Below are 26,944 nucleotides of genomic sequence, written 5' to 3' on the forward strand. Positions count from 1 at the left end.
ACCCCACGTTCTCGCGCTCCCGCCGGGTCGGCCTGCCGCGTCGTTTCTGCGTCGAAAGACCCCGCCGCGGGGAGCGGGAGCGGTGCCGGGCGTGGCGGGCGGCGAGAGGGGGAGGAGTTCCGGCCCGCTCGTGACATCGAATGCCGGGGCGGGGGCAAGGGGAGGACATGAATACCCGTTCAGTAGCAGCGCAGGGACGCGGTCACGCCCGAAGAGCCGCGAACAGCAAGGCGGTCGAGGCGGGTGCCCGCGCGGGGTTCGTCGCCCGCGGCGCGATCTACGCCCTCGTGGGCGCCCTCGCCCTGCGGATAGCGTTGTCCGGCGGCGGGAAACAGGCCGACCGGGGCGGCGCGGTCGCCGAGATATCCGAGAAGCCCTTCGGGAAGATCCTGCTGTGGGCCCTCGGCATCGCCCTGGTGGGGATGGCCCTGTGGAGGCTCTCCGAGGCGCTGTTCGGCTCGGTGGGGCCGGACGGGGGCAAGCCCACGAAGCGGGCCATGGCGGCGGGCCGCTTCGTCTTCTACGGATTCGTCGCCTACTCCGTCCTGTCCTTCGCGGCCGGTGGCTCGGGCAGCGGCGGCGGCTCGTCCGACCAGCAGTCCCAGGACGTGACCGCCATGACGCTCGGCTGGCCGGGCGGTCAGTGGATCGTCGGGATCGCCGGCGTCGGCGTGGCCTGCGCGGGGCTCTGGATCGCGGTCCGCGCGATGATGCGGAAGTACCGCAAGCACCTGAAGATGTCCACGATGTCCAAACGGGTCCGGCAGGCGGTCGACTTCACCGGCGTCTTCGGCGGTACGGCGCGCGGCGTCGTCTTCGCCACCGCGGGCGGCTTCGCGGTGGCCGCCGCCATCGAGCACCAGGCCGACCGGACCAAGGGCATGGACGACACGCTGCGCTCCTTCGCCGACACCCCGGTGGGCCCGTGGCTGCTCGTGGTGATCGCCCTCGGACTCGTCGCCTTCGGCGTGTTCTCCTGGGCCAACGCCCGCTACCGCAAGGTCTGAGGGGCTCACCGCCCGAGCATGCCGCCCGCCGCCGCACTCCGGCGGGCGGCGTCGGCCTCGCGTTCGGCCTCCTCCGGGTGGCGGCGGCGCCAGTACGGATTGTCGTGCGGCAGCCCGCCGGCCACCCGCCCGTACATCCCGAACGTCAGGATCAGCAGCCCCATCACGAAGCTGAAGACGACGTTCGACATCCCGAAGTCCAGGATGTTGGCGGCCCGGTCCAGGATGAAGAGGTGCACGAAGCCGCTGAGCACGAACAGCGTGCCGATCGTCATGTTCAGGGCGGAGGCGACGTTGCCGCCCACAGCGGCTCCGACGAGGAGCAGCCCGCCGACGACCAGCGAGATCAGACTGAGCAGCCCGTTGGTGGACAGCCCCGCGATGCTCTCGCCGCTGGTGTCGAAGAAGCCCAGATTCCGGGTGAAGCCGAGGATGCCGAAGGTCACCAGGATGGCGCCGCACAGCCCCGCGCCCACCCGGTACACCTTCGCCAGGCGGTGATCGACGGGGAGTTCGTCGCTCAGTTTCATGACCGTCTCCTTCAGTCCCTGCGGGCCGGTTCCTAGGGGTGGGCCCGTCCGGTACGGGCTGGGGGGCGCGCCCGCACGGCTCGGGCGGGCGCGGTCCCGGAGCGCGGAAGCAGCAGGTCCGCACTCCGTTCTCAGCGAACCGCGCCGCAGCCCGCTCGGCAACATGCGTCGTTTTCGCATCGTATGGCGGGTTGATGGACCTGTCAGGCGACCTGCTGTCCAAGGCCCCGCCGGAGGGTGGCCTCACCACCGGTGCGGTGGCCCGCCTCCTGGGCGTCGCGCCCACCACTCTGCGCTCGTGGGACCGCCGTTACGGCCTCGGCCCGGCCGCGCGGGAGGACGGCCGGCACCGCCGCTGGACCGCCGCCGACATCGCCGCCCTGCGGGCCATGTGCCGACTCACGAGCGCGGGACTGCCGCCCGCCGAGGCCGCCCGTACCGTCCTCGCCGGGGAGGCCCCCGCTCCAGTGGCGCCGGGACGTGCCTCGCGGGCCCCCGTACCGCTTCCGGCGGGCCGGGCCCGCCGGGAGTGCCGCGGCCTGGCCCGCGCGGCCGCCCGGCTGGACGGGAGGACCATGGACGAACTTCTCACGGGGGCGCTCGACCGGTACGGCCTGCCGGCCGCGTGGGACGAGGTGATCATGCCCGTGCTGCACGCGGTGGGCCGCAGGTGGGAGTCGGCGGGGGAGCGGTACATCGAGGTCGAGCACCTGCTGTCGTGGCACGTCTCCGGCGCGCTGCGCAGGGTGCCGGCGCAGCCGCCGTCGCCCTCTTCCGGCGCGGGCCTCTCCTTGTTGGCCTGCGTGCCCGGGGAGACCCATTCGCTGGCCCTGGAGGCGCTTGCCGCCACCCTGGCCCACCGGGGTCTTCCCGTCAGCATGTTCGGTGCGGCGCTGCCGGTCGAGGCGCTGGTGGAGGCGGTACGTCGTACCGGGCCGAGCGCGGTGGTGCTCTGGGCGCAGTCCCCGGACACGGCGGCCGGTGCGACGGTGGACCGGGTGGAGGCCGTCGAGTGGGGCGTACGGGGCGCGCGGCGGCGGCCCGCCGTCCTGGTCGCCGGACCGGGCTGGGCCGGACGGCGGCCGCCGAAAACCCGCCACCTCTCCGGGCTGGCCCACGCCGTGGACGTGCTCGCCACGGTGCCCGCGCGGTAGGCGTGCCCTGGCGTCGGCGCGTGGCCGCGCCGGCGAACGCGTCCGGTGGTGGCGCGGGCCGGTGCGGCGACTGCCCGCCCCCTCAGCGCAGGAAGTCCGCGAGCCCCGTCAGGAGCCGGTCCACGTCCTGGGCGTCGTTGTACGCGGACAGCCCCACGCGCAGGCCGCCGGCCTCCCCGAGCCCCAGGTGGCGGGAGGCCTCCAGGGCGTAGAAGGAACCGGCGGGCGCGTGCACCCCGGAGCGGGCGAGGAAGCGGTAGGCGTCGGCCGGGTCGCGGCCCTGGAAGGTGAGCAGCAGGGTGGGGGTGCGCTCGGCGGCACGCGAGCGCACGGCCACCCCGTCCAGCTCGCCCACCGCCCGCTCGACGCGCTCCCGCAGTCCGCTCTCGTGGGCGTCGATCGCCGCGTACGCCGACCGCAGCCGCGCGCGGCGCCCGCCCGCCGCCTCGGCCCCCGTCCCGAGGCCGGCGATGAAGTCCACCGCCGCGCTGGTCCCCGCCATCACCTCGTAGGGCAGGGTGCCGAGTTCGAAGCGCTCCGGGACGGCGTCGGTGGAGGGGGCCAGCTTGTCCGGACGCAGCGTGTCGAGCAGCTCGGGCCGGGCGGCGAGCACGCCGTGGTGGGGTCCGAAGAACTTGTACGGGGAGCAGACGAAGAAGTCCGCCCCGAGCCGTTCCACGTCCACCGTGTGGTGGGCCGTGAGATGGACGCCGTCCACGTACAGCAGCGCCTCGGCCCCGTGCACGAGTTCGGCGATGGCCGGGATGTCCGGACGGGTGCCGATCAGGTTGGACGCGCCGGTCACCGCGACCAGCCGGGTCCGCCCGGTGAGCTGCGCGGCGACCGCCTCCGGCGGCAGCTCTCCGGTCGCCGGATCGAAGTCGGCCCACCGCACCACCGCCCCCGCCCGTTCGGCCTCCCGCACCCACGGGCGGATGTTGGCGTCGTGGTCCAGCCGGCTGACCACCACCTCGTCGCCCGGGCCCCACCCCCGTGCCAGGGTGCGGGCGAAGTCGTAGGTGAGCTGGGTCGCACTGCGGCCGAACACGATCCCGCCCGGGTCCGCGCCCAGCAGATCCGCCATCGCCCGCCGGAACCCGAGGACGATCTCCTCGGCGTTGACCTCCCCGGGCAGGCCGCCGCCCCTGATGGAGAGGGGGCCGCTCATCGCCTCGCTGATCGCGGCCACGACGGAGGCCGGGGTCTGGGTGCCGCCCGGTCCGTCGAAGTGCGCGGTGCCGGACCGCAGGGCGGGGAACTGCGCGCGGACCGCGCGGACGTCGTACGACAAGGAGGCTCCTCGGTCGGGCCGGACTTCGCTGCCGGCCTTCGCTGCCGGCCTTCGCGCCGGATTGTGTGCCGGACTGTGTGCCGGGCTTCGCCGTGATCATCGCAGGGAGGCGCCGTCCGGCGGAAGGAGCGGGGCCCCGTACGGGGCTGCCGGCCCGGGGGAGCCGTTCCGGTGGAGCGCTCGGAAAGCGCCCCTTTCACGCGGGCGCACCGCTTCCGGAGAATGCGGGCGCCTCCGCGTGAAAAACTATGTTCCGGCGCGCGAAAATGCGCCGTTTCTCGGCATGAAGATAATCCTACAAAGGAATGCCTCGTGCGGGCGGTCTCGCCTCCGCTGTGCGGACTTTCTTCGCCTTGGCCTCCGGAGGAAAGCGTCCGCGAATTTCCAGGGGCGGGCTGTGGTTAAAGCCGGTGGATCGGGAAATAGATGATCTGGGATCGATGGGGCCGGGGGGCATCGGTTCACGCTGCGGCTGGAATTAATCGAAGCCGGGCGTCGGAGATCGGCCGGTGCGGCGCCCTGGCCGCCGATGGGGAAACCGCCACTCACCAGCAGCTCTGAACTGCACGGATGCGATGTGGCGGACTCTCTCCCGGACAAGGTCTCTCGTGGAGGGTCACGGATGAACGAGCGTGAACGATCCGCCGATGGCGAAAACCATTCGGCCGCCTTTTCGGTTGGCCGGAAAGATGGGTTCGATAATCCCCCTGCTCGACTCCTCCGGGTCGCGGGCTATCCTCTTCTCCTGCTCGCGGTCCTTCTCGTGGCGGGGGCCGCGCTGCGGCTGCGGTGGGATCCGGCGTGGGTCAGTCCGCTTTTCCTGATCGGGGTCATCTCCTACCTGACCCTTCTGGAAAGGCTGATTCCTTACGACCGGACCTGGCATCCGGACACGAAGGAATGGCGCTGGTACGGCATCTGGTTCCTGCTCACCATGGCCGGAAGCGGACTGGCGCAACTCCTGGTCGCCGTGGCCGTCGGCCTGATATCGCCGGTGGAGCCGACCTATCCCCTCGGGGTGGAGATACCGGGGGCCCTGCTGGCCGGATCCCTCGTCAGCTATCTGGTGCACCGGCTGGGCCACCGCAACGCTCTGCTGTGGCGGCTGCACGGGGTGCACCACGTACCGGAGAAGGTCAACGTCGCCAACAACGGCGTCAACCACGTGCTGGACGTCGTCCTGGCGCAGGGCCTCGTCCAACTGACCCTGGCCCTCCTGGGGTTCTCCCGGCCCGCGGTGCTGGTCGTCGGACTCTTCGTCGCGGCCCAGGGCTACTTCGTCCACGCCAACGTCGACGTCCGCATCGGGCCGCTCAACCATCTGCTGGCCAGCCCCGAGCAGCACCGCCTGCACCACAGCACCGACCTGTCCGAAGCAGGCCACTACGGCTCCGACCTGGCGTGCTGGGACCACCTCTTCGGCAGCTTCACCTGGCACCCCGGCCGCGAGCCCACCGCCGTCGGCCTCCACGACCCCACGTCCTTCCCCGCCACCGGCGAGATCCTCGCCGCACTCCTGCACCCCTGGCGGCGCCGAACCGCACCGGACGGCTGCCCGGAGTGACCGCCGCCCCCTGACGCTCCACGACGATCTGAGGAGTTCGCATGGCCGACGTGAACAACCGGGCCTCACGGGACAAGGTGGCGATCATCGGTATGGGCTGCCGCCTGCCCGGTGGCGCCTCGGACCACCGCGCGTACTGGCGGAACCTGGTGGCGGGCAAGGACTGCATCACGCCCACCCCGCCCGACCGGTACGACGTCCGTACGCTCGGCAGCCGGTTCCGCGACAAGCCCGGCCGCCTCGTCGGCGGGCGCGGCGGGTACATCGACGGCTTCGACGAGTTCGACCCCGCCTTCTTCGGCATCAGCCCCCGCGAGGCCGACCACATGGACCCGCAGCAGCGCAAACTGCTCGAAGTGGCCTGGGAGGCCCTGGAGGACGGCGGCCAGCGGCCCGACGACCTCGCCGGCGGCAACGTCGCCGTCTACGTCGGCGCCTTCACCCTGGACTACAAGATCCTGCAATTCGCCGACCTGGGCTTCACCTCGCTGGCCGCCCACACCGCGACCGGGACCATGATGACGATGGTCTCCAACCGGATCTCGTACTGCTTCGACTTCCGCGGCCCCAGCCTCTCCGTCGACACCGCCTGCAGCTCCTCCCTGGTCGCCGTCCACCTGGCGTGCCAGGCGCTGAACAGCGGGGAGAGCGACCTCGCGCTGGCCGGCGGAACGCTGCTGCACATGGCCCCGCAGTACACCGTCGCGGAGACGAAGGGCGGCTTCCTGTCACCCGAGGGCCGCTCCCGCACGTTCGACGCCGCCGCCGACGGCTACGTACGGGCCGAAGGCGTCGGCCTGGTCGCGCTGAAGCGGCTGGAGGACGCCGTACGGGACGGGGACCGGATCCACGCGGTGATCATCGGCAGCGGCGTCAACCAGGACGGCCACACCAACGGCATCACCGTGCCCAGCCCCGACGCGCAGGTCGACCTCATCCGCCGCGTCTGCGCGGAGGCGGGCATCGTCCCCGGCGACCTCCAGTACATGGAGGCGCACGGCACCTCGACCCCCGTCGGCGACCCGATCGAGGCGAACGCCCTCGCCCGCGCGCTGGCCATCGGACGGGCCCCGGGCGCCCGCGCCTACGTCGGCTCGGTCAAGACGAACATCGGACACACCGAATCCGCCGCCGGGGTCGCCGGGCTGATCAAGACCGTCCTGAGCCTCAAACACCGGACGATCCCGCCCCACATCAACTTGGAGAACCTCAACCCCGCCATCGACCCGACCGCCCTGCCGTACGAGATCCCCACCCGGCCCACCGCCTGGCCCGACCACGAAGGGCCCGCCCGCGCCGGGGTCAACTCCTTCGGCTTCGGCGGCACCAACGCCCACGTCGTCCTGGAGGAGGCCCCGCCGGCCCCCGTGGACGGCGACGCGCCCGCGGCCGCCGGGCGGAGCTGGAGCATCCTGCCGCTCAGCGCACGCAACCCGGACGCCCTGACGGAGATGGCGGCCGGCATCCGGGCCGAGCTGGCGGGCGCCGACGGCCCCGCGGTCTCCCTCGACGACCTCGGGCACACCCTGGCCCACCGCCGCCAGCACCTGCCCGAGCGGCTGTCCGTCGCCTACTCCACCCGCGCCTCCCTGGAGGAGGCCCTGGCCGCCCACGGGCGCGGCGAGCCCCACCCCCGGGTCGTGCACGGCCGGACCCGGGACGCCGACGACCGGCGGCTGGTCTGGGTCTTCACCGGAATGGGCCCCCAGTGGTGGGGCATGGGGCGCCAACTCCTGGAGGAGGAACCGGTCTTCCGCGATACGGTCCTCGCCTGCGACCGGGCGATGCGGGAGTTCGCCGACTGGTCCCTCGTCGAGGAGATGACCGCCGACGAATCCGTCTCCCGGATGAGCGAGACCTGGCTCGCCCAGCCCGCGAACTTCGCCCTCCAGGCCGGTCTGGCCGCCCTGTGGCGGTCCCACGGGGTGCGCCCCGACGCCGTGGTCGGCCACAGCACCGGGGAGATCGCCGCCTTCCACGAAGCCGGCGTCTACTCCCTGCGGGACGCGGCCAGGATCGCCGTGCACCGCAGCCGGCTCCAGCAGACCCTGGCCGGGAGCGGCGGCATGCTCGCCGTCAGCCTGTCGGAGGACGAGGCGGAGCGCCGGGTGCGCCCCTACGCCGACCGGGTCTCCATCGCCGCCGTCAACAGCCCCACCGCGATCACGCTGGCCGGGGACGGGGCGGCGCTGACCCGGCTGGCCGAGGAGCTGCGGGCCGAGCAGCGGTTCGCCAAGTTCCTCACCGTCGAAGTGCCTTACCACAGCGTCGCCATGGAGCGGATCAAGGACGAACTCCTCGACGCACTCGCCCCGTTGGAGCCGCAGCCGGCACGGGTTCCGCTGTACCCGACCGGCGTCGGGGGGACCGTCCGGGGCGAGGAGCTGGACGCCGCCTACTGGTGGAAGAACGTCCGCGACCGGGTGCGCTTCCGGTCGGCGGTCGACCGCATCGCCGCGGACGGCCACCGGCTCTTCCTGGAGATCGGCCCGCACCCGGTCCTCGGCCACGCGATCCGCGAATGCCTCGACGCCGCCTCCACGTCCGGGGCCACCCTGCCCTCCATCCGCCGCCGGGAGAACGAGAGCGAACGCTTCGCCACCTCGCTCGGCTCCCTCCACACCCTCGGCGTCCCCGTCGACTGGGAACTGCTCCACCCCGCCGGCCGCCCGGTCACCCTGCCCCGCCACCCCTTCCGGCGCGACCGCCACTGGACGGAGCCCGGCCCCGTCGCCCAGGTCCGCCTGGGCCACCGCGACCACCCGCTCCTCGGCCGCCGCACCGGCGCCACCGAACCCACCTGGCTGGCCCGCCTGGACACCGAGGACCTGCCCTACCTCGCGGACCACCGCATCCAGGACACCGTGGTCTTCCCCGCCGCCGGGTACCTGGAGATGGCCGCCCAGGCCGTCCTGCGGCTCACCGGCGGCACCACCGCCGTCCTCGCCGACGTCGACCTGCGCAAGGCGCTCTTCCTGCCGGACGGCGAGGACCGCACCGTGGAGCTCTCGCTCTCCCTGGAGAACGCCGCCTTCACCATCGCCTCCCCGACCGGTGACGACGGCGAGAGGGCCGTGCACGCCGCCGGGGTCGTCCGCACCGGGCAGCGCCGCCGCACCACCGAGCCGCTGGACGCCCCCACGATCCGGGGCAGGGCGCTCCGGCGCCTCGAAGGCCCCGACTGCTACACCGCGCTGGCCGCCCTCGGCTACCACTACGGACCCGCCTTCCAGGCCCTGGAAGAGGTCTGGATCGGCAGCGGTGAAGTGCTCGCCAGAATCCGCGCGCCCCGGGAGATCGACGGCGGCGCCGCCGGCCACCACCTCCACCCCGTCCTCCTCGACGCCTGCTTCCAGACCCTCCTCACCCCGCTGATCCTGGACGGCCCCGCCCCGGACGCCGGGATCAGGCTGCCGCTCTCCCTGGACGAGGTCGCCCTCGAACCCGTCGGGGACCAGCCGTTCTGGGCGCACGCCACCCTGCGCCCCGCCGACGCGGACACCACCCTCGGCGACATCGCGCTGTACGCCGACGACGGCACACCGCTCGGCCGCGTCCAGGGCTTCCGCGCCGCCGACGTGGAGAAGGCCGCCACCGCCGTCGCCCGCACCACGATCGACTCCTGGCTGGCCGAACCCGTCTGGACCGACTGCCCGCCGCTGCCCGCCGGGGAGACCGGCGCCCCGCCCCGGGACGCGTACCCGGCCGCCGCGGGCGAGGAGGGTGCGGAGCGCCCGGACGACACGCGCCCCGAACCCCCGGCCACCCCCGCGCACGACCGCGACTGGCTCCTCCTCGCCGATACCGGGGGCGTCGCGGACGCCTTCGCGGCCCTGGCCCGGGCCCGCGGCGAACGCTGCCGCCTGGTCCGTACGGGAGCGGCCTACACCGCCTCCGGCGACGGCGCCACGTACACCGTCGACCCCACCTCCGACGCCGACCTGCGCCGTCTGTTCGCGGACCTCGACCGGAACGGCGGCCCCTTCCGGGGAGCGGTCCTGCACCTGTGGAACCTCGACGCGCCGGCCCTCGCCGACTGCGACCGGACCTCGCTGCGCGACCACACCGGAGCGGGCGCGTACTCCCTGATCCCCCTCGCCCGGCTGCTGGCGGCCCGGGGCGGGGGAGGCCGCCTGCACATCGTCACCCGGGGGGCGCAGCCCGCCCTGCCGGGCGAGGCGCCCGAACCCCTCGGCGCGCCCGCCTGGGGCATCGGCCGCGTCCTGCGCCACCAGGAGCTCACCGACCACCCGGGCAAGCTCATCGACCTCGACCCCCGGCGGCGCCCCGGCCAGGACGGCGACCGCGCCGAGGCCGGAACACTCCTGGCCGAGGCGCTGAGCGACGACGAGGAGGAGATCGCGCTGCGCGACGGCGTCCGCCGCACCAGCCGCCTCCGCCCCGCCGGGAACCTGACCCGACCGCTGCCACCGCGTCTGCGGGCCGACGGGACCTACCTGGTCACCGGCGCGTTCGGCGCGCTCGGCCGGCTGCTGTGCCGCACCCTCGTACGCCGGGGGGCCCGCCGGATCGTCCTGGTCGGACGCACCCCCGTCCCGGCCCGGGAGAAGTGGGCGGGCGCCGACCCCGCCACCGCCGAGGGCCGGGCCGTGGCCCTGCTGCGCGAACTGGAGGCGCTCGGCGCCCAGCCCGTCCCCGCCGCGTTCGACATCACCGACGAGGACGCCCTGACCACCTGGCTCGACGCCTACCGGCACAGCGGGGCGCCACCCGTACGCGGAGTGTTCCACCTGGCGGGACAGGTCCGCGACACCCTCGTCGCCGACCTCGACCGGACCGCCTTCGACGCCGTCCACGACCCCAAGACCGTGGGCGCCCACCTCCTGCACCGGCACCTGCGGGACGAACCCCTCGACCACTTCGTGCTCTTCGCCTCGATCGCCTCCCTGCTGACCACCGCCGGCCAGACCAACTACGCCGCGGGGAACGCCTTCCTGGACGCCCTCGCCCACCACCGCCGCGCGCAGGGGCTGCCCGCGCTCAGCCTCGACTGGGGCCCGTGGGCCACCGGCATGATCGAGGAACTCGGCCTGGTCGACCACTACCTGCACAGCCGGGGCATGAGTTCGCTCTCCCCGGAGGCGGGCATGGCCGTCCTGGAACGCGTCATCGGACAGGACCACGCCCAGCTGGTCGTCGCCACCGTCGTCGACTGGCCCGTCTTCCTCGCCTGGTACCCCTCACCGCCGCCGCTGGTCGCCGAGCTGGCGGCAGCCGCCGCCCCGCCGGCCGACGCCGCTTCCGGCAACGGGTTCCTCGACACCTTCCGCGCGGCCGACGAGGAGACCCGCCGCACCCTGGTCGCCGAGCGGTTCGCCGCGCTCTCGGCCACCGTGCTGCGCACCGGCGCCGACCGCATCGACCCCGCCGCCGGCCTCGGCGAACTCGGCCTCGACTCGCTCCTCGCCATGGAGCTGCGGGCCCGTGTCCACGCCGAACTCGGCGTCGCCCTGCCCGTGGTGGCCCTGCTCAGCGGCACCCCGGCCGGAGAGCTGGCAGCCCAGCTCCACGACGGCCTCACCGCCCTGGCCGCGGCGGACGCCGGCGAGGGGGCGGCCGGGCCGGTCGCCCTCCACACCGACGAGCGGGAGTACCCGCTGACCCAGAACCAGAAGGCGCTCTGGTTCCTCAAGCACCTCAACCCCGACGGCTACGCGTACAACATCGGCGGGGCCGTCGAGGTGAACGTCGCCCTCGAACCCGACCTGATGTTCGACGCCGTACGCCGCCTCATCGCCCGCCACCCCGCGCTCCGCACCACCTTCCACCTGGTGGACGGGCAGGCCGTGCAGCGGGTCTCCGAGGACGCCGCCAGCGACCTCGCCCTCTTCGACGTCCAGGGCGAGGACTGGGAGACCATCCACGCCACGATCGTCCAGGAGTACCGCAAGCCCTACGACCTCGCCCACGACCCCCTGGTCCGCTTCCGCCTCTTCAAGCGCGCACCGGACCGCTGGATCATCATGAAAGCCGTCCACCACATCGTCTCCGACGCCATCTCCACCTTCACCTTCATCGACGAACTCCTCAGCGTCTACGAGGCGTTGCGACGCAACCAGGAGCCCCAGCTCCCGCCGGTCGAGGCCCGCTACCTCGACTTCCTCAACCAGCAGAACACCTTCCTGGCCGGACCCGAGGCGGCCGGCATGCTCGACTACTGGCGCGCCCACCTGCCCGCCGAGGTCCCGCTGCTGGACCTCCCCGTCGACAAGCCGCGCCCGGCGGTCCAGACCCACAACGGGGCCTCCGAGTTCTTCGTCCTGGACGACGAGCTGAGCGCCCGCGTCCACACCCTGGCCCGCGCGCACGGCGTCACCCCGTTCATGGTGCTGCTGAGCGCGTACTACCTCCTGCTGCACCGCTATTCCGGGCAGGACCACCTCGTCGTGGGCAGCCCGGTGACCGGCCGCACCCGGCAGGACTTCGCCTCCGTCTACGGCTACTTCGTCAACCCCCTGCCCCTGCACGCCGACCTGTCCGGCGACCCCACCGTCGCCGAACTGCTCCAACAGGTCCGCCGGACCGTGCTCGGCGGCCTGGACAACCAGGAGTACCCCTTCGTCCTCCTCGTCGAGGAGCTGGGCCTCCAGCACGACCCCAGCCGCTCCGCCGTCTTCCAGGCGATGTTCATCCTCCTCACCCACAAGGTGGCCGCCGAGCAGTACGGATACCGGCTGGAGTACATCGAACTACCCGAGGAGGAGGGGCAGTTCGATATAACCCTGTCCGCCTACGAGGACGAGGCCGAGGGCCGCTTCCACTGCGTGTTCAAGTACAACACCGACCTCTTCCTCGCCGAGACCATGCGCCGCATGGCCGCCCACTACACCCGTCTCCTCGACCGCATGACCCGCGCCCCGGGCGACCGGGCCGCCTCCCGCCTGGAGATGCTCGGGGACCGGGAGCGCGAGCGGCTCGTGGGGGAGTGGAGCCGCCCGGCCCTGCCGTCCACCGGCCACCGGGACGGCGAACCGTTCACCCCGGTCCACGCCCTGATCGCCCGTGCCGCCGCCGAACACCCCGGGGCCACCGCCGTCACCACGCCCTCCCCGTACGGCGAGGCGCACCGGATGACCTACGCGGAGCTGGACCGGCGGGCCGACGACACCGCCGCCCGGCTGCGCACCCTCGGCGTCGGCGAGGGCTCGACGGTGGTGCTGTGCCTGGAGAAGTCGCCCGAGCTGGTCGTCGCCCTGCTCGGCGTCCTCAAGGCCGGCGCGGCCTACCTCCCGCTCCGCCCCGACCAGCCCGCCGACCGGCTCGCGCACCTCGTGGCGGCCACCGGCGCGGCACTCGTCCTCGTCGCGGACGACACCGCACCCGAGCGGACCGCGGCCCTGGCCGCCCCGGCGCTCACCCTCGCCGCGCTCGACGCCACCGCACCGCACCCCGAGGCCGCGCCCCGCGCGACCGCCCCGGACGCCCCCGCCTACGTCATCACCACCTCCGGCTCCACCGGCCGCCCCAAAGCCGTCCGCGTCGGCCACCGCAACCTGGCCTCCGCCTACGAAGCCTGGCGGCAGACGTACCGGCTGGAGACCGACGTACGGGTGCACCTCCAGATGGCCGACCCGTCCTTCGACGTGTTCACCGGCGACCTGGTGCGTGCCCTCTGCTCGGGCGGCACGCTCGTCCTGGCCGACCGCGACCTCCTCTTCGACACGACCCGGCTGTACCGCACGATGCGCCGGGAGCGCGTCGACTGCGCCGAGTTCGTCCCCGCCGTGGTGCGCGGCCTGATGGACCACTGCGAACGGGAAGGGCTGCGACTGGACTTCCTGCGCCTCCTGGTGGTCGGATCGGACGCCTGGAGCGTCGGGGAGTACCGACGGCTGGCCGAGCTGTGCGGCCCCGGAACCCGCCTCGTCAACTCCTACGGCCTCACCGAGGCCACCATCGACAGCGCCTACTTCGAGGGGCCCGTCGACGACCTCGAACCCGGCCTGATGGTCCCGATCGGCCGCCCCCTGCCCAACAGCACCCTCCACGTCCTCGACGCCCACGGCGAACCCGTCCCGCCCGGCGTGCCCGGCGAACTCTGGATCGGCGGCGCCGGCGTCGCCCTCGGCTACGCCGGCGACCCCGGGCAGACCGGCGAACGCTTCGTGACCCGCACGCTCTCCGCGACCGCCGGCGCCCGCCCCGAACGGCTCTACCGCACCGGGGACATCGCCCGCTGGGACGCGCACGGCAGGGTCCACCTCCTCGGCCGTACCGACGGCCAGGTCAAACTGCGCGGCCACCGCATCGAGATCGGCGAGATCGAGGCGCACCTCGCCCAGTGGCCCCCGCTCGCCCGCGCCGTCGTCACCGTACGCACCGACACCGGGGGAGACGCGGCCCTGTGCGCCTACTGCGTACCGGAGGCCGGCGCCACGCTGGACGTCCGCGCCCTGCGCCGCCACCTCGCCCGCTCCCTGCCCTCGTACATGATCCCGGCCCACTTCACCGAGCTGCCCGCCCTGCCGCTGACCGCCAACGGCAAGGTCGACACGGCCGCCCTGCCCGCGCCCCGCGCCGGGGCCGGCGACCGGCCCCGGGAGGAGCCCGTCACCCTGTACGAGATCAGCCTCGCCCGGCACTGGAAGACCCTCCTCGGCCGGGAACAGGTCGGCCTGGAGGACGACTTCTTCGAACTCGGCGGCAGCTCGATCAAACTCATCGAACTCCTCCACCACCTGCGCACCGAGTTCGGCGTCGGCGTCCCCGTCAGCAGGCTCTACCAGGTCACCACCCTGCACGGGATGGCCGCCACCGTCGAGGACGTCCTGCTCGGGGCGAGCGCCGAGGAGCTGCCCAGCCTCACCTTCAACGCCGGACAGGACACCGCGCTCTTCTGCTTCCCGCCCGCCGGCGGCCACGGGCTCGTCTACCGCGGCCTCGCCGCCCACCTCCCCGACCTCGCCGTCATCGGCTTCAACTACCTGCCCGGCGACGACAAGACCGCCCGGTACGCCGACCTCGTCGAGGCCGCGCGACCCGAGGGCCCCTACCTGCTCCTCGGCTACTCCCTCGGCGGCAACCTCGCCTTCGAGACCGCCAAGGAGCTGGAGCGGCGCGGCCACCGCGTCGCCCACGTCGTCATCATCGACTCCCGCCGCACCCTCACCGCCTACGAACCGGACGCCTCCGGCATCGCCGCCTTCGAGACCGAACTCGCCGAGCACGTACGCAAACACACCGGGTCCGAAGCCGTCGCCCACGAGACGCTCGTCCACGCCGCCGAGTACCTCGCGTTCTGCGGGCGCACCCCCAACACCGGCGCCGTCGCCGCAGCGGTCACCGTCATCGCCGATGAGGAGAAGGCCGCCCTCTACGCCGCCGGGCAGCCCGGCACCTGGCACGGCAGCTCCACCGGGACCACCGCCGTCCTGCGCGGCTCCGGCGTCCACGCCGACATGCTCGACGCCGAACACCTGCCGCGCAACGCAGAGCTGGTGCGCTCCACCCTGAAGGGGGAAACGCCCCATGGCGGATGACGACTCCACCGACTGGACCACCAGGGAGCGCGCCCCGGGCGCCCCGCCCCGCGTCATCGTCGTCGGCGCGGGCGTGGCCGGCCTCTCCACCGGCTGCTACGCGCAGATGAGCGGGGCCAGGACCCGCGTCTTCGAGAAGCACGTGCTGCCCGGCGGCTGCTGCACCGCCTGGTCGCGCGACGGCTACCTCTTCGACTACTGCATCGAATGGCTCATCGGCACCGCGCCGGGCAACGACGCCCATCAGGTGTGGGCCGAACTCGGGGCGCTGGACGGCAAGACCGTCACCAACTTCGAGCTGTTCAACAAGGTCGAGGACGCCTCCGGCCGGTCGGTGACCTTCTACAACGACCCCGACCGCCTGGAGGCCCACCTCCTGGACGTCTCACCGGCCGACGCCCCGCTCATCCGGGCCTTCACCCGCGACCTGCGGCGCTTCATCGACATCGAGCTGTACCCGTTCTTGACCGCGCCCGCCCTGCGGACCGTACGGGAGAGGGCCCGGACCCTGCGCACGGTGATGCCCGCCTTCCGGCTGTTCTGGCGGACCGCCGCCACCCCGATGCACGCCTTCGCCGACCGGTTCCAGGACCCGCTGCTGCGCACGGCGTTCCGCAACATCTTCTTCCAGGACCCGGAGGGCTTCCCGCTGCTGCCGTACCTTTTCAACATGGCGGCCGCCCACCACGGCAACGCGGGTTTCCCCCAGGGGGGTTCGCTCGGCCTCGCCCGCTCGATCGAGGAGCGCTACCGGGGTCTGGGGGGCACGATCACCTACCGGGCCCGCGCCCAACGGATCCTGGTCGAGAGGGACCGGGCGATCGGCATCGAACTCCGCAACGGCAGAAGGTACTTCGCCGAGCACGTGGTGTCCGCCTGCGACGGCCACACCACCGTCTACGGACTGCTCGGCGGCCGGTACACCGGACCCCGCATCGACAAGCTGTACACCGACCTCCTCCACCGCCCCGGCACCCTCTTCCCCGCCGTCGTCTCCGCCTTCGTCGGCCTGCGCGGCGACCTGGACCCCGGCGAGGCGCACAGCACCACCCACCTCCTGGCCCCGGACGACGCCGCCCACCTCCCCGCCGCCCTCCAGGACAGCCTCGTCGTACAGGCCCGCTCCCGCTACTCCGGGGGCTTCGCGCCGCCGGGCCACTCCGTCCTGCACTGCACCTACTTCAGCGACTACGCCCACTGGAAGAACCTGCGCACCAGGGACCGCAAGGAGTACCGCCGCCGCAAACGCGAAGTAGCCGACTTCGTCCGGGACTTCCTGGAACGCCGCAGCCCCGGCACCGCCGACCGCATCGAGGTCGTCGAGGTCGCCACCCCCGCCACCACCCACCGCTACACCGGCAACCTCAACGGCTCCATCCTCGCCTGGAAGGCGTTCTCCGAGGCCGACGACGTCGCCACCCGCCTGGTGGGCAAGGACCGGATGCGGCTGCCCGGACTCAGCGGCTTCTCCATGGCCGGACAGTGGGCCGGCATGGGCGGCCTGATCCGCGCCGCCTCCACCGGCCGCTTCGCCGTCCAGTACCTCTGCCGCGAACTCGGCCTGGAGTTCCGGGCCTGGGAGAGCAAGGGGACCGAACCCTGGCACCCCGGGAAGCTGGGACACCTGCCCCAGCTCGACCGGTGGTCCGCACGGGAGAGGGAGGGCTCATGAGCGACCGCGGTGCCACCCCCCGGAAGGACGGCGACCGGCCCCGGGAGACCATGATCATCATCGGAGCGGGGCTCGGCGGCCTCTCCACCGGCTGCTACGCCCAGATGAACGGCTACCGCACCCGCATCCTGGAGATGCACGAGATCCCCGGCGGCTGCTGCACCGCCTGGGAGCGCGGCGGCTTCACCCTGGACGCCTGCGTCAGCTGGCTCCTCGGCAGCGGCCCCGGCAACGAGATGCACCAGATCTGGCTGGAACTCGGCGCGCTCCAGGGCAAGGAGATCCGCCACTTCGACGTCTTCAACATCGTGCGCGGCACGGACGGGCGGGCCGTTCACTTCTACTCCGACCCGGACCGGCTCGAAGCCCACCTCATCGCCATCTCGCCCGCCGACGCCCGCCTCGTACGCAAGTTCTGCGGGCAGCTGCGCAACTTCCGCAAGGCGCTCGCCGTCTACCCCTTCCTCAAGCCCGTGGGGCTGATGGGACGCGTGGAGCGCTGGCGGATGCTCGCCTCCTTCCTCCCCTACTTCAACACCGTCCGCACCACGATCACCGTCCTGATGAGCGACTTCTCCCAGAAGTTCAAGGACCCGCTCCTGCGGGAGGCGTTCAACTTCATCCTGTACGAGAAGCACCCGGCCTTCCCCGTCCTGCCGTTCCACTTCCAGCTCGCCTCGCACGCCAACCTCTCCGCCGGCGTCCCCGAAGGCGGCTCCCTCGGCCTCGCCGAATCCATCGAGGCCCGCTACCGCAGGCTCGGCGGCGAGGTCACGTACAACACGAAGGTCGCATCGGTGATCGTCGAGGACGACCGGGCCGTCGGCGTCCGCCTCAGCGGCGGCGGGGAGCTGCGGGCCGACATCGTCGTCTCCGCCTGCGACGGCTACACCACCACCATGAAGTTCCTGGAGGGGAGGTACCTGGGCGAGGACTACCGCAAGCTCTACACCGAGACCATCCACCGACCCGGCATGGTCTTCCCCGGCTACTTCACCCTCTTCCTCGGCCTCTCCCGCCCCTTCCCCGAGGGCGACCCCTGTACGACGCACCTCATCGACGAGGCGCTGGCGGCCGAGCTGACCGGCATCCGCCACCCCAGCGTCAACGTCCAGTTCCGCAGCCGCCACTACCCCGAACTGTCCCCGGACGGCACCACCGTCGTCTACGCCACCTACTTCTGCGACATCGCCCCCTGGCGCGCCCTGGACGAGGGCCCCGAACAGGTCACCCGCACCCGCGGCGGCCAGAAGCTGCACACCCTGCCCGTACGCCACGGGCGCGGCTACTACGCGGCGAAGCGCCGGGCCCGCGAGGCGCTCATCGGCTTCCTGGAGCAGCGCCACCCCGGGCTGCGGGACGCGATCGTCGTCCGCGACGTCTCCAGCCCCCTCACCCAGGTCCGCTACACGGGCAACTACGACGGGACCGTGCTGGGCTGGCAGCCCTTCGTCGAGAGCGGCGAGACCCTGGAAGAGCTGATCAAGAAGCACGGGCCCGGCCTCCCCGGGCTGCGCGACTTCTACCAGTCCGGCGTCTGGGCCACCACCGGCGGCCTCATCCGGGCCGCCGCGGCCGGCCGCCACGTCATGCAGTTCGTCTGCCGCGACGACGGCAAGCCCTTCACCGCCTCGCTCGATCTCACCGCACCGGCCCCGACCCACCGGGTCGTTCCCGTACCCGTCCGCCCCGCCACCCCGCCGGAGAGGAAGCCATGAGGATCGCGAAATGGGTAGTCCGCGAACACGTCGAGGGCATCCCCGACGTGGACCGCGTCTACGAGAAGGTCGTCGAGGACGTCGACGTCACGCTGGCGCCGGACGAGATGCTGCTGCGTACCCTGTACGTCTCCGTCGACCCCTACCTCCAGGGCATCGCCCTCGACACCCCCCTCGGCGGCCACATGGGCGCCGACTCGATCATGGAGGTGGTGGAGGCGGGCCCGCGCGCCGCCCACCGCGTCGGCGACCTCGTACAGGGCTTCGGCGGCTGGCGCACCCATGTGGTCTCCACCGGCGCCCCCGAACTCTGGCAGACCGGCACGTTCCCCATGGTCTTCCCGGCGTACCGCAGGCTCGACCCCGGGTGGTACGACGACGCCCTGCCGCTGCCGTCCGCCCTCAGCGTCATGGGCGGCCCCGGCATGACCGCGTGGGGAACCCTCTCCACGTACATGACGATCAACCCCGGTGAGACGCTCGTCGTCAGCGGGGCCTCCGGCGCGGTGGGCTCCCTCGTCGGCCAGCTCGCCGCACTCGCGGGGGCCCGGGTCGTCGGCACCACCTCGTCCCCGGGCAAGGCGGACTACCTCACCGGGCTCGGCTTCGACGCGGTGGTCGTCTACCGCCACGGGGACGACGCCGACGCCGTGCGCGAGGCGTTGGCACAGGCCGCCCCGGACGGCGTCGACCGGTACTTCGACAACCTCGGCGGCACGGTCACCGACGCGGTGTTCCCGCTGCTCAACGTCGGCAGCCAGGTGGCGGTGTGCTGGCAGTGGGCGACCCAGGTCGGCAAGGAGACCACCGGCCCCCGGCTGCTGCCCTACCTGATGTTCCCGCGTGCCACCGTCCGCGGCATCTTCTCGCTGGAGTGGTTCACCGAGGAGAACTGGCAGCGCCTCCACACCGAACTCGGCGGCCGCGTCCGGCGCGGCGAGGTCGCCTTCGACCACACCCTCCACCACGGCTTCGACAGCATCCCCGCCGCCTACGGCAGCCTCTACGGCGACCGGGCCGCCAACCGGGGCAAGGTGCTCGTCGCACTCTGAGGGCGGACCGACCCCTGGACACTCCGACGTCGCCGCCGAGGAGGCACGTTGACCACCGACGACCCCATGGCCCCCGCTCCGGAGCCGATGCACCGCCTGCGGTTCGAGGAACCCGGGCCACCGCGCCCCGCCGAACTGCCCGGTGGCGCTCCCGCCTGGCTGGTCAGCCGCTACCCCGACGTACGCCAGGTCCTCTCCGACCCGCGGTTCGGCCGGGCGGGCCTGTACACGGCGGACGCCCCGGCCCTCTCCGACGTACCGGACCTCGTCAACGACCCCGACCTGATGTTCAACCAGGACGGCCCCGACCATCTGCGGCTGCGCCGCACCCTGCGGCGCGCGTTCACCCCGAGGGCCGTCGCCCGCTGGCGGCCGTGGATCGCCGCGATCGTGGAGGAGCTGCTCGACCGGCTGGAGTGGCGGGAGCAACCCGCCGACGTGGTGGCGGAGTTCGCCCTCCCGCTGCCGGCGGCGGTGATCAGCCGGCTGATGGGCCTGGACGAGTCCGACTGGGCCCGGATGCGCCACTGGAGCGAGCACGCCTTCTCCGACGGCACCCACGACAGCGCACAGGTGGCGTCCGCCCTGGAGGAGTTCAGCGCGTTCGGCGCGGACCTCCTCGCCGAGCGGCGCAGGTCGCCGGGCGACGACCTGGTCAGCGGCATCGTCGCGGCGGCCGACGCGGAAGGGGGCGTCCCCGAGGCGCAATTGGTCAGCCTGGTGTGCGGGCTGGTCGTCGGCGGCCACGACAGCACGATGACCATGCTCGGCAACGCGCTGCTCTACCTCCTGGGCGAACGCCGTGAGACCTGGCCCCGCATCGGCGCCGACGAGGAGGCCGCCGGACGGGTCGTGGACCGGCTCGTCCACCTCGTCCCCCTCGGCGACGACCGGGGGAGCACCCGGCACGCCGCCACGGACGTCGAGGTCGGCGGGGTGACGATCCCGGCCGGAGCGATCGTGATCGCCGACTGCGGCATGGCCAACCGCGACCCTGACGTCTTCCCGCCCGCCACCCTCCACGACCTCTTCGCCCCGCTGGAGGCGCCCACCCTCTCGTTCGGCGCGGGCCCCCACTACTGCCTGGGGGTGTGGCTGGCCCGCACCGAGCTCCAGCTCGCCCTGCACCGGCTGGCCGCCCGCTTCCCGGAGCTGCGCCTGGCCGCCCCCGTGGACGCCGTCGCCTGGCGGACCGGAACGACCTCCCGCAGCCCGCTGCGGCTGGGGGTCGCCTGGTAGACCGGCCGGTCCGGCGGCCACCCCCGGGACGGCGTACAGACGGGTCGGAGCCCACAATGAGGGGGAGGCGGGCGTGCCGTTCGAGTCGGGTGAAAGTGTGGAGCTTGTCCGTCATGAGGGCCGGGTTCCGCCCGCCCGTCGACGGCGCCGGCCTCCCCACCGCCCCCTTCGGCACGGCCGCCCGACCGCACCCACCACCGCCCCCGCCCGCCCGCCGACCCCAGAGATCCAGGAACCACCACGTGCTCGTCGCCCGCTCCCTCGCCCTGTTCGCCGTCGCCGCCCTTTTCGAGATCGGAGGAGCCTGGCTGGTCTGGCAGGGCGTCCGCGAACACCGGGGGTGGATCTGGATCGGCGCCGGAGTGATCGCCCTCGGCCTCTACGGAGTCGTCGCCACCCTCCAGAGCGACGACGACTTCGGACGCATCCTCGCGGCGTACGGCGGGATCTTCGTCGCCGGGTCGATCGCCTGGGGGATGGTCGCCGACGGCTACCGCCCCGACCGCTTCGACGTCGTCGGCGCCCTCGTCTGCCTCGCGGGCATGGCCCTGATCATGTACGCCCCGCGCGGCGGTTGACCGGCCGGTCCGCCGCCAGGCGCCGTACGGGGCGGGCGGCGGGGTCTCTCGGCCCTCGCCTCCGACCCCCGACGACGGTGTTCGCGGACGCGTGCCGGCGGCCGACCGCGCCCGACCGGTGTCCCCGGCTTCCACCCGGCCCGCACGCCCCGGGCAAGGGAGTCGACCGCCCCGGGGCGAGAGCGTCGACCGCCCCGGGTTCATCACGTTTGAGTACGGCGCCGGAACTACGGCCTCCGTCACGGTCAACGCGCTCATGTCCTGGTGGGATCGCCGGGTGCTCGGTTTCCTCTGCCGCCTCCTGCCCTTCTGGGCCCGGGAGCCCCTGTTCATCAGGGGCGGGTCGGGTCGATGGCGCAGTACGTGAAGCTGATGAAGTTGGGGGAGGAGACGGACGTCAGAACGCTCCCGGTCCTCGGCCGCACCGCGGTCCTCTCCTCGGATCACACCATGGCGATCGAGATCGATCTCGGAAGCGGCGGGACCGGCGGCCCTGTGGGGCAGGGCCCCCGGCCAGAACGCTGTCCGCGGCCCTGGACGAGAAGGATCGGGGCGGCTACGGCGAATCCACGGCGTGGAGCGAGTCCGGAGCCCTCCCCGACGACAGCGCGTTCCTCGATATCGCCGAGGCGGTCCTCCCGGCGATTCCCGAGCGGGCCGGGTGACCCTGCTGACATGAGCCCGCGGGGCTTTCCCCGTCACCCGACGCCTTGACCGGCGAGGCCGGTCACCCTAACGGGGTAATGCCCGACAGGTCACGGGCCAGTACCTTAAGAAAAGCAACGAAGAAGACGAGTGACGGGGCTTCAGGCACCCCTCTGTCGGAGCGCCCCACGAGGTTTGCCCAGTAGCAGAAGCGCGGCGAGAGACCGACGCGGCCGCTTCTGTTCCCCACCCCCAGGACATGACCGGCTGCGGGAGCACGCGGCCGTGTGACGACCGACGTCATGTCGGCCACGGCCCGGCGAACAGCCGCCGGACGGCCTTCTTCGCTCTCCGCTCGCGCGGCCGCCTCCCAACCCCCGGCATCGCTCATCGCGCTGCCTCCCGACTTTCCTCCGCTTCGGCCGACGAGCCGCCGCGTCACCCCCGCGTGCCCCCCCGCGCCCCAGCGGCGCCGCCGCACGCCCTGCGTACAACGCCCCCCGCCTCACAAGGAGTCGACCTATGAGTGCATGCGGTTGCGAGCAGTCCCCGATCACCATCGGCGGTTGCCCGCCCCCCAAGCCGGCCTGCCCACCCACTGCCTGCGCCGGTTCCCCGCGGTGCGACCGGTGCGAGACGACCCCGCTGCGTGACTCCGCGCCGTACCGGGTCGCGGCGACCGCGAGCAGCACGGACCCGACGCCGTACTACACCATCGCCAACACCCACGCCGCACTGGACCCCGTCGTCGCACAGACCATCCTGAACAGCGGCACGGGCACGTTCCCGGCCGACGACGGGACGCACAACGGCCAGCACACCTGGCTCGCCGGAGTCGTGCGCATCGACCCTGAGTCCCTGCGCGGCGACCCCACCGACGTCACGATCAGCGCCTCGGTGCACGTTCACAACGACGGGCCGAATACCGCCTGCCGGCTCTACGGGCGTTTCGCCCTGTGGAACGGCACGACCCCGGTCCGCACCGATCTCCTGGGCCCACCCGACCTGTCGGCGGGCGGTGACGACAACGGCGCCATCCCGCCGACCACCGTGCCCCTCGCGGACGTCCTCGCCGGAAAGGTCGTCGTCGAACTCAACCTGGAGACGGGCAACGACGACGCCTGCCGGGTCGGCCCGAAGCAGTGGACCGTCGACAGCTTCGTCCTCACCGTCCAGGCGTCCGCCCCGGGGTGCGGCAGGACCTTCCTGCGGACGACCTGCCGCGACTGCGACGGCGCGGTCACCTGCACGACCGACACCCTCGACGGCTCGTCCCGCCCCTACGCCCCGGTCCCGCCGGTCGTCCCGGTCTCCTCCTGCCAGGACGGGTGCGCCACCGCCCGCCCTCCGTGCATCTCCACCGACCGGGGCAACGCCATCACCCGCGGCAGCGACGGGTGCCTGTACGCGCCCGACGCGCCTGCTCTGGACCCGTCCCCGTGCAATGCCGCACGGCACACGACCGGCGGGCTGCTCGTGCCGCGGGTCGACGTGAGGGGCATCGCCCCCGGCGGCAACAGCAGCGCCGAACGGTCGGTGGACATCGACGTCACCGGGGCGCGCGGCTGCCCCGAGCGGTGGGTGGTCGGCGCCCGCCTCACCCCGGTGAGCGCCTTCCTCAACACCGAGCGGCAGCACGCCAACCTCCTGGCCCGGGCCGGTACCGACGTACCGATCCCCGAGTCCGACATCGTGCTCCCGGAAGCCGGTGTCTACCACATCGACAGCGATGTACGGTACGCGCTCGGTTCCGCCACCGGCGGGAGCGGCTACATCATCGGCTGGCTCCGGGACGAGACCACGGACACCCTCCTGACGAGCTTCACCCAGATCGCGGCGATCAACGCGGAGAGGCAGGAGCAGCAAGGCGGAACCACCCACATCATGACCGAGTACGCGGTCGCCTCCGGTCCCCGGACGGTCCGCCTGCACCTCATGTTCGTCCCCACCGGCGGCAAGATCTCCAACGCCGAGGCCGGCGGGACGGACAGCAACGGCGCAACCCGGATGCGTTTCCTCAAGGTCAGGGATTAGGGCGCCGCTTCACGGACCCGGTCTGCGCGGGGCCTCCTGGCACGACCTGGGGGAAGAGCGCGGGGGGCGTAGCCGCGGCAGGGGCGCCCGCTGTGCGACACCGAGCCGACCGGCGGCCCCGGGCCTCTCGGCCGGACGGGCCGACCAGCTCGGCGGGCCGTCGCTCGACGAGGTCGCCGGGATGGGGAAGGGCAGGAAGGGGCCACTTCAGAAGCATGGGACCCCACAGGTCCGGCCGGCGGCTATCAACGGGCAGCGCGTGCTGCGCGCGGGCCGTCGGCGCTTCGCCTGACGCTCATACCGCGCGTAGCCGTGGGGGCTCGGGCGCGTACGTCTCCTCGACCCCCTCGGCGGGCGTGTCCGTCTCCTTCTCCTTGACGACGTCCGCGGCCGCCTCGGCGTGCTTGGCCTTGCGGTCGTCAAACCGACTCTTGAGCTTCATGCACGCGAACGTCAGTCCGCTGCCCACCGTCGCCGACGCCGCGGCGACGCCCACGACGACGAGGACCGGAGAGCGCAGATCAGCGTGTCCGACGATCTTGTTTCCGGTCCCGCGCAACAGGGCCCGCACAGCACCGGGCGTGCTGGAGTCGGACAGCGACGTCCAGACTGGTTGCTCGACCACCTTCAGGGTGTAGCGCATGCCGTTCCTGACCAAGCTCATGTCCATGGCGCCACTGTAGGGGCGCTCCGCCGCGCCGCGGGGCGGAACCGAGTGCTCTCCGATGCCTTCGGCTGTTCCGGCCAGTGCGTCGAGGAGGAGGACGCTGAGCCTCGGCGGCTCGCGGTCGCACTGTCCGGGAGGCGGTCGGTGAGGACCTGTCGCAGGCCGTGAAGCCGGGCGGCGGGGCCGGGGCCGTCGAACTCCGTGCGCGGGGCGGCCGGTTCCCGCGAGGAGGCGACGCCGATGGTGCCGCGCGACCAGTGGAACTCCTGCTGAAGGGGGTTCTGGAGGATGCCGGGCATCGTGGAGAAGGCTCCAATGACGATGATGGCGAGGGCCGCCACGGCGGCCACCCACCAGGCGCGGCGACCCGTAGCGCCGGGCCGCAGCAGCACATCGCGGCGCCGGGGCTCCTCGCGGCGCCGGGGCTCCTCGCGGCGCCGGTACAGGCAGTGCCCGTACAGCCGGCCCCTCGCCACGAACCCGCGTCCCTTCGGATCCTTCGCCGCCCCGGCCGCGCCGGAAGCAGCGGCCCAGACGACCGCGGAAGCAGCCTCTGACGGCTATCGCGAAGCCCTCGCCGCCCACCGCGCCACCTGGCACGCCACCCGGCAGCACACCGACCCCGAGCCCCAGGAGGCCGCCGAACGGCAACTCCGCGACTGGCTGCGGGAACCCGAGGCGCTTTTCGCCGCCGGCCGTCAGTCCTTCGCGGAGCTCCGCGCCAGAGCGGCCTCCCAGCAGTAGGTCCGGCCCGGCGACGCGCCCCGGCACGGGCCCTGCAACGCCTTGCCGCCGAACGGGCCGGACCGAGCGTCATCGCCCGGGCGTCCGTGCCCGAGCGGCTGGACCGTACGGCGTGAGGTCAGGTGCCCGCGCCGACGCGTTCCGCCGACGCCTGGACCCTCTGCTCCACGAACGACCACGCGCCGTCCGGTGCGGAGTGCGTTGTTCCAGGCGGCCGACGGCGTCCAGAGGGATGTTCGGTCCGTGGATTCCCCGGAGGCGCGGCAGGTACCGGATGGTGGTGGCTTCGCCGGAGTCGGCCTGGAAGCGGTCGGCGAACCGGGCCATGACCTCGGTGTCCGTGCCGACAGGGCTGTCCCAGTCGGTGGAGGAAACGCCGGGCGGCTGGAGGCCGAACATGAGCCGGGGCTGCCAGGGCTGCCGGGGGCGCGGTGGCCTGGGCGGGCGGGGTCCGGAAGGTCCTATGCTGACCCTCATGTCGACCCGGGTGCCGATCAACGACGAACTGCGTTCCGCGTTGGGCTCCCCCACGGAGGCCACGCTCCTGGACAGCAGCCCGCGCTCCCGGGTGTGGCGGGTCGAGCTGAGCGGTGGTGGCCGGGTGATCGTCAAACAGATCGTCGACGGAGGTGGAACCGGGCCCGACGGAGATGCGCGCTATGCGCGGGAGGTCGCCGCGTTGCGGCTCGCCGCACGGGCGACCCGGCCGACCGTCGCGCCCGCACTGCTGGGAACGGACGCGGCGTCACGTGTGATGGTTCTGGAAGACCTGGACGACCTCGGCACGGCCGATGACTGGATGCCCGGCTACGCCGAGTCCCTCGCCCGGCTGCACGCGCTCACCGGGCCGGCTGACACGGGCGCGCTCCCCGCCTGGTCCGGACCGACGGCCGCCGACGCCGAGTCCTTCCTCACCCTCGCCCAGGCCCTTGACGTCCCCGTCCCACCCGGAGCGCCGAACGAACTCGCCGGCCTGATCGACCGGCTCGACCCAGCGCCCCACCATGCGCTGCTGCACGGAGACCCCTGCCCCGGCAACGACCTGCGCACCGCCGTCGGCGTCCACTTCGTCGACTTCGAGCAGGCATCGCTGGGCAATGGCCTGGTCGAACTGGCCTACTTCCGTACCGGTTTCCCGACCTGCTGGTGCGCCATGTCGGTCACGGCCGCGCCGCTCGCGGAAGCCGAGGCTGTCTACCGTGCCACCTGGCGCGACCTCACCGGAAGGGACGTTCCGGGCGACCTCGCCGACGCATGCGCCGGCTGGTTGATCCGTGGCGACGCACTCGTCCAACGTGCCCACCGCGAGTCCGTCGACCACCTCGCACGAGTGGCTGCGGAGGACTTCGAGTGGGGCTACGTTTCCGCCCGAGAACGCCTCGTCCACCGACTTGGGGTGGTTGCCGACCTGACCCGCGACCACGACCATTTGCACGCACTCGGTCACCTCAGCGCGGCTCTGGCCGTACGCCTGTCGGAACGATGGCCCACACTGCGCGCACTGCCCACGCAGAGCACACGGCCCTGACGTCCACACCGGTTCCCGAGC

The 26,944-nt window shown here is 72.9% G+C and carries 15 protein-coding genes; 12 read left to right on the top strand and 3 right to left on the bottom strand.

Going from position 1 to position 26,944, the window contains the following annotated elements:
- Positions 1-167 precede the first annotated feature (167 nt).
- Positions 168-1,007 (top strand): DUF1206 domain-containing protein, encoded by an 840-nt coding sequence (locus ACH4K1_RS25005; RefSeq protein ID WP_398091683.1) that lies wholly within the window; start codon positions 168-170, stop codon positions 1,005-1,007.
- A gap of 5 nt (positions 1,008-1,012) precedes the next feature.
- On the opposite strand, the gene ACH4K1_RS25010 is transcribed toward ACH4K1_RS25005, so the two are convergent.
- On the bottom strand, positions 1,013-1,537 hold the full coding sequence (locus ACH4K1_RS25010) for a DUF4383 domain-containing protein (protein WP_398091685.1): 525 nt from the start codon (positions 1,535-1,537) through the stop codon (positions 1,013-1,015).
- A 194-nt stretch (positions 1,538-1,731) separates the two neighbouring features.
- Here ACH4K1_RS25010 and ACH4K1_RS25015 point away from each other — a divergent pair, with 194 nt between their 5' ends.
- Entirely contained in the window at positions 1,732-2,691 is a 960-nt protein-coding gene (locus tag ACH4K1_RS25015) for a MerR family transcriptional regulator (protein ID WP_398091687.1), read from the top strand.
- A gap of 82 nt (positions 2,692-2,773) precedes the next feature.
- Here the strand turns inward: ACH4K1_RS25015 and ACH4K1_RS25020 are convergent, their stop codons facing one another.
- Positions 2,774-3,982, bottom strand: a complete 1,209-nt coding sequence (locus ACH4K1_RS25020) for a cysteine desulfurase-like protein (protein WP_398091688.1) — start codon at positions 3,980-3,982, stop codon at positions 2,774-2,776.
- 622 nt (positions 3,983-4,604) lie between these two features.
- Between ACH4K1_RS25020 and ACH4K1_RS25025 the strand changes: the two genes are divergently transcribed.
- The 8 genes from ACH4K1_RS25025 to ACH4K1_RS25060 all read left to right on the top strand — a co-directional run bounded on the left by ACH4K1_RS25025 (position 4,605) and on the right by ACH4K1_RS25060 (position 23,984).
- Entirely contained in the window at positions 4,605-5,546 is a 942-nt protein-coding gene (locus ACH4K1_RS25025; RefSeq protein ID WP_398091689.1) for a sterol desaturase family protein, read from the top strand.
- A 41-nt stretch (positions 5,547-5,587) separates the two neighbouring features.
- On the top strand, positions 5,588-15,046 hold the full coding sequence (locus tag ACH4K1_RS25030) for an amino acid adenylation domain-containing protein (RefSeq protein ID WP_398091690.1): 9,459 nt from the start codon (positions 5,588-5,590) through the stop codon (positions 15,044-15,046).
- On the top strand, positions 15,036-16,718 hold the full coding sequence (locus ACH4K1_RS25035) for a phytoene desaturase family protein (protein ID WP_398091692.1): 1,683 nt from the start codon (positions 15,036-15,038) through the stop codon (positions 16,716-16,718). The genes ACH4K1_RS25030 and ACH4K1_RS25035 overlap by 11 nt, the downstream gene beginning before the upstream one ends.
- The gene (locus tag ACH4K1_RS25040; RefSeq protein WP_398091694.1) at positions 16,715-18,436 is read left to right on the top strand and encodes a phytoene desaturase family protein; all 1,722 of its coding nucleotides are present in this window, start codon (positions 16,715-16,717) and stop codon (positions 18,434-18,436) included. The genes ACH4K1_RS25035 and ACH4K1_RS25040 overlap by 4 nt, the downstream gene beginning before the upstream one ends.
- Positions 18,433-19,488, top strand: coding sequence for an MDR family NADP-dependent oxidoreductase (locus tag ACH4K1_RS25045; protein WP_398091696.1), 1,056 nt, complete (start codon positions 18,433-18,435; stop codon positions 19,486-19,488). The genes ACH4K1_RS25040 and ACH4K1_RS25045 overlap by 4 nt, the downstream gene beginning before the upstream one ends.
- 48 nt (positions 19,489-19,536) lie before the next feature.
- Entirely contained in the window at positions 19,537-20,727 is a 1,191-nt protein-coding gene (locus tag ACH4K1_RS25050; protein ID WP_398091698.1) for a cytochrome P450, read from the top strand.
- A gap of 242 nt (positions 20,728-20,969) precedes the next feature.
- Complete coding sequence (locus ACH4K1_RS25055) at positions 20,970-21,305, top strand: YnfA family protein (RefSeq protein ID WP_398091699.1); 336 nt, start codon at positions 20,970-20,972, stop codon at positions 21,303-21,305.
- Between the two features lie 1,167 nt (positions 21,306-22,472).
- Positions 22,473-23,984, top strand: coding sequence for a hypothetical protein (locus ACH4K1_RS25060; protein ID WP_398091700.1), 1,512 nt, complete (start codon positions 22,473-22,475; stop codon positions 23,982-23,984).
- A gap of 295 nt (positions 23,985-24,279) precedes the next feature.
- Here ACH4K1_RS25060 and ACH4K1_RS25065 read toward each other — a convergent pair whose 3' ends face one another.
- A complete protein-coding gene (locus ACH4K1_RS25065) occupies positions 24,280-24,654 on the bottom strand; it encodes a hypothetical protein (protein ID WP_398091701.1) in 375 nt (124 codons plus the stop codon).
- Positions 24,655-24,951: 297 nt separating this feature from the next.
- Here ACH4K1_RS25065 and ACH4K1_RS25070 point away from each other — a divergent pair, with 297 nt between their 5' ends.
- A complete protein-coding gene (locus tag ACH4K1_RS25070; RefSeq protein ID WP_398091702.1) occupies positions 24,952-25,395 on the top strand; it encodes a hypothetical protein in 444 nt (147 codons plus the stop codon).
- A gap of 475 nt (positions 25,396-25,870) precedes the next feature.
- A complete protein-coding gene (locus tag ACH4K1_RS25075) occupies positions 25,871-26,923 on the top strand; it encodes an aminoglycoside phosphotransferase family protein (protein WP_398091703.1) in 1,053 nt (350 codons plus the stop codon).
- Positions 26,924-26,944 lie beyond the last annotated feature (21 nt).

This window comes from Streptomyces sp. NPDC017448 (assembly GCF_044330565.1).
Taxonomy (GTDB): domain Bacteria; phylum Actinomycetota; class Actinomycetes; order Streptomycetales; family Streptomycetaceae; genus Streptomyces.

What these genes read in the sequence shown, in the direction of transcription:
- ACH4K1_RS25015 (WP_398091687.1), top strand. Translation starts at nt 1,732, where the DNA reads ATGGACCTGTCAGGCGACCTGCTGTCCAAGGCCCCGCCGGAGGGTGGC.
- ACH4K1_RS25040 (WP_398091694.1), top strand. Translation starts at nt 16,715, where the DNA reads ATGAGCGACCGCGGTGCCACCCCCCGGAAGGACGGCGACCGGCCCCGG.
- ACH4K1_RS25005 (WP_398091683.1), top strand. Translation starts at nt 168, where the DNA reads ATGAATACCCGTTCAGTAGCAGCGCAGGGACGCGGTCACGCCCGAAGA.
- ACH4K1_RS25025 (WP_398091689.1), top strand. Translation starts at nt 4,605, where the DNA reads ATGAACGAGCGTGAACGATCCGCCGATGGCGAAAACCATTCGGCCGCC.
- ACH4K1_RS25035 (WP_398091692.1), top strand. Translation starts at nt 15,036, where the DNA reads ATGGCGGATGACGACTCCACCGACTGGACCACCAGGGAGCGCGCCCCG.
- ACH4K1_RS25075 (WP_398091703.1), top strand. Translation starts at nt 25,871, where the DNA reads ATGTCGACCCGGGTGCCGATCAACGACGAACTGCGTTCCGCGTTGGGC.
- ACH4K1_RS25030 (WP_398091690.1), top strand. Translation starts at nt 5,588, where the DNA reads ATGGCCGACGTGAACAACCGGGCCTCACGGGACAAGGTGGCGATCATC.
- ACH4K1_RS25065 (WP_398091701.1), bottom strand. Translation starts at nt 24,654, where the DNA reads ATGGACATGAGCTTGGTCAGGAACGGCATGCGCTACACCCTGAAGGTG.
- ACH4K1_RS25060 (WP_398091700.1), top strand. Translation starts at nt 22,473, where the DNA reads ATGAGTGCATGCGGTTGCGAGCAGTCCCCGATCACCATCGGCGGTTGC.
- ACH4K1_RS25045 (WP_398091696.1), top strand. Translation starts at nt 18,433, where the DNA reads ATGAGGATCGCGAAATGGGTAGTCCGCGAACACGTCGAGGGCATCCCC.
- ACH4K1_RS25010 (WP_398091685.1), bottom strand. Translation starts at nt 1,537, where the DNA reads ATGAAACTGAGCGACGAACTCCCCGTCGATCACCGCCTGGCGAAGGTG.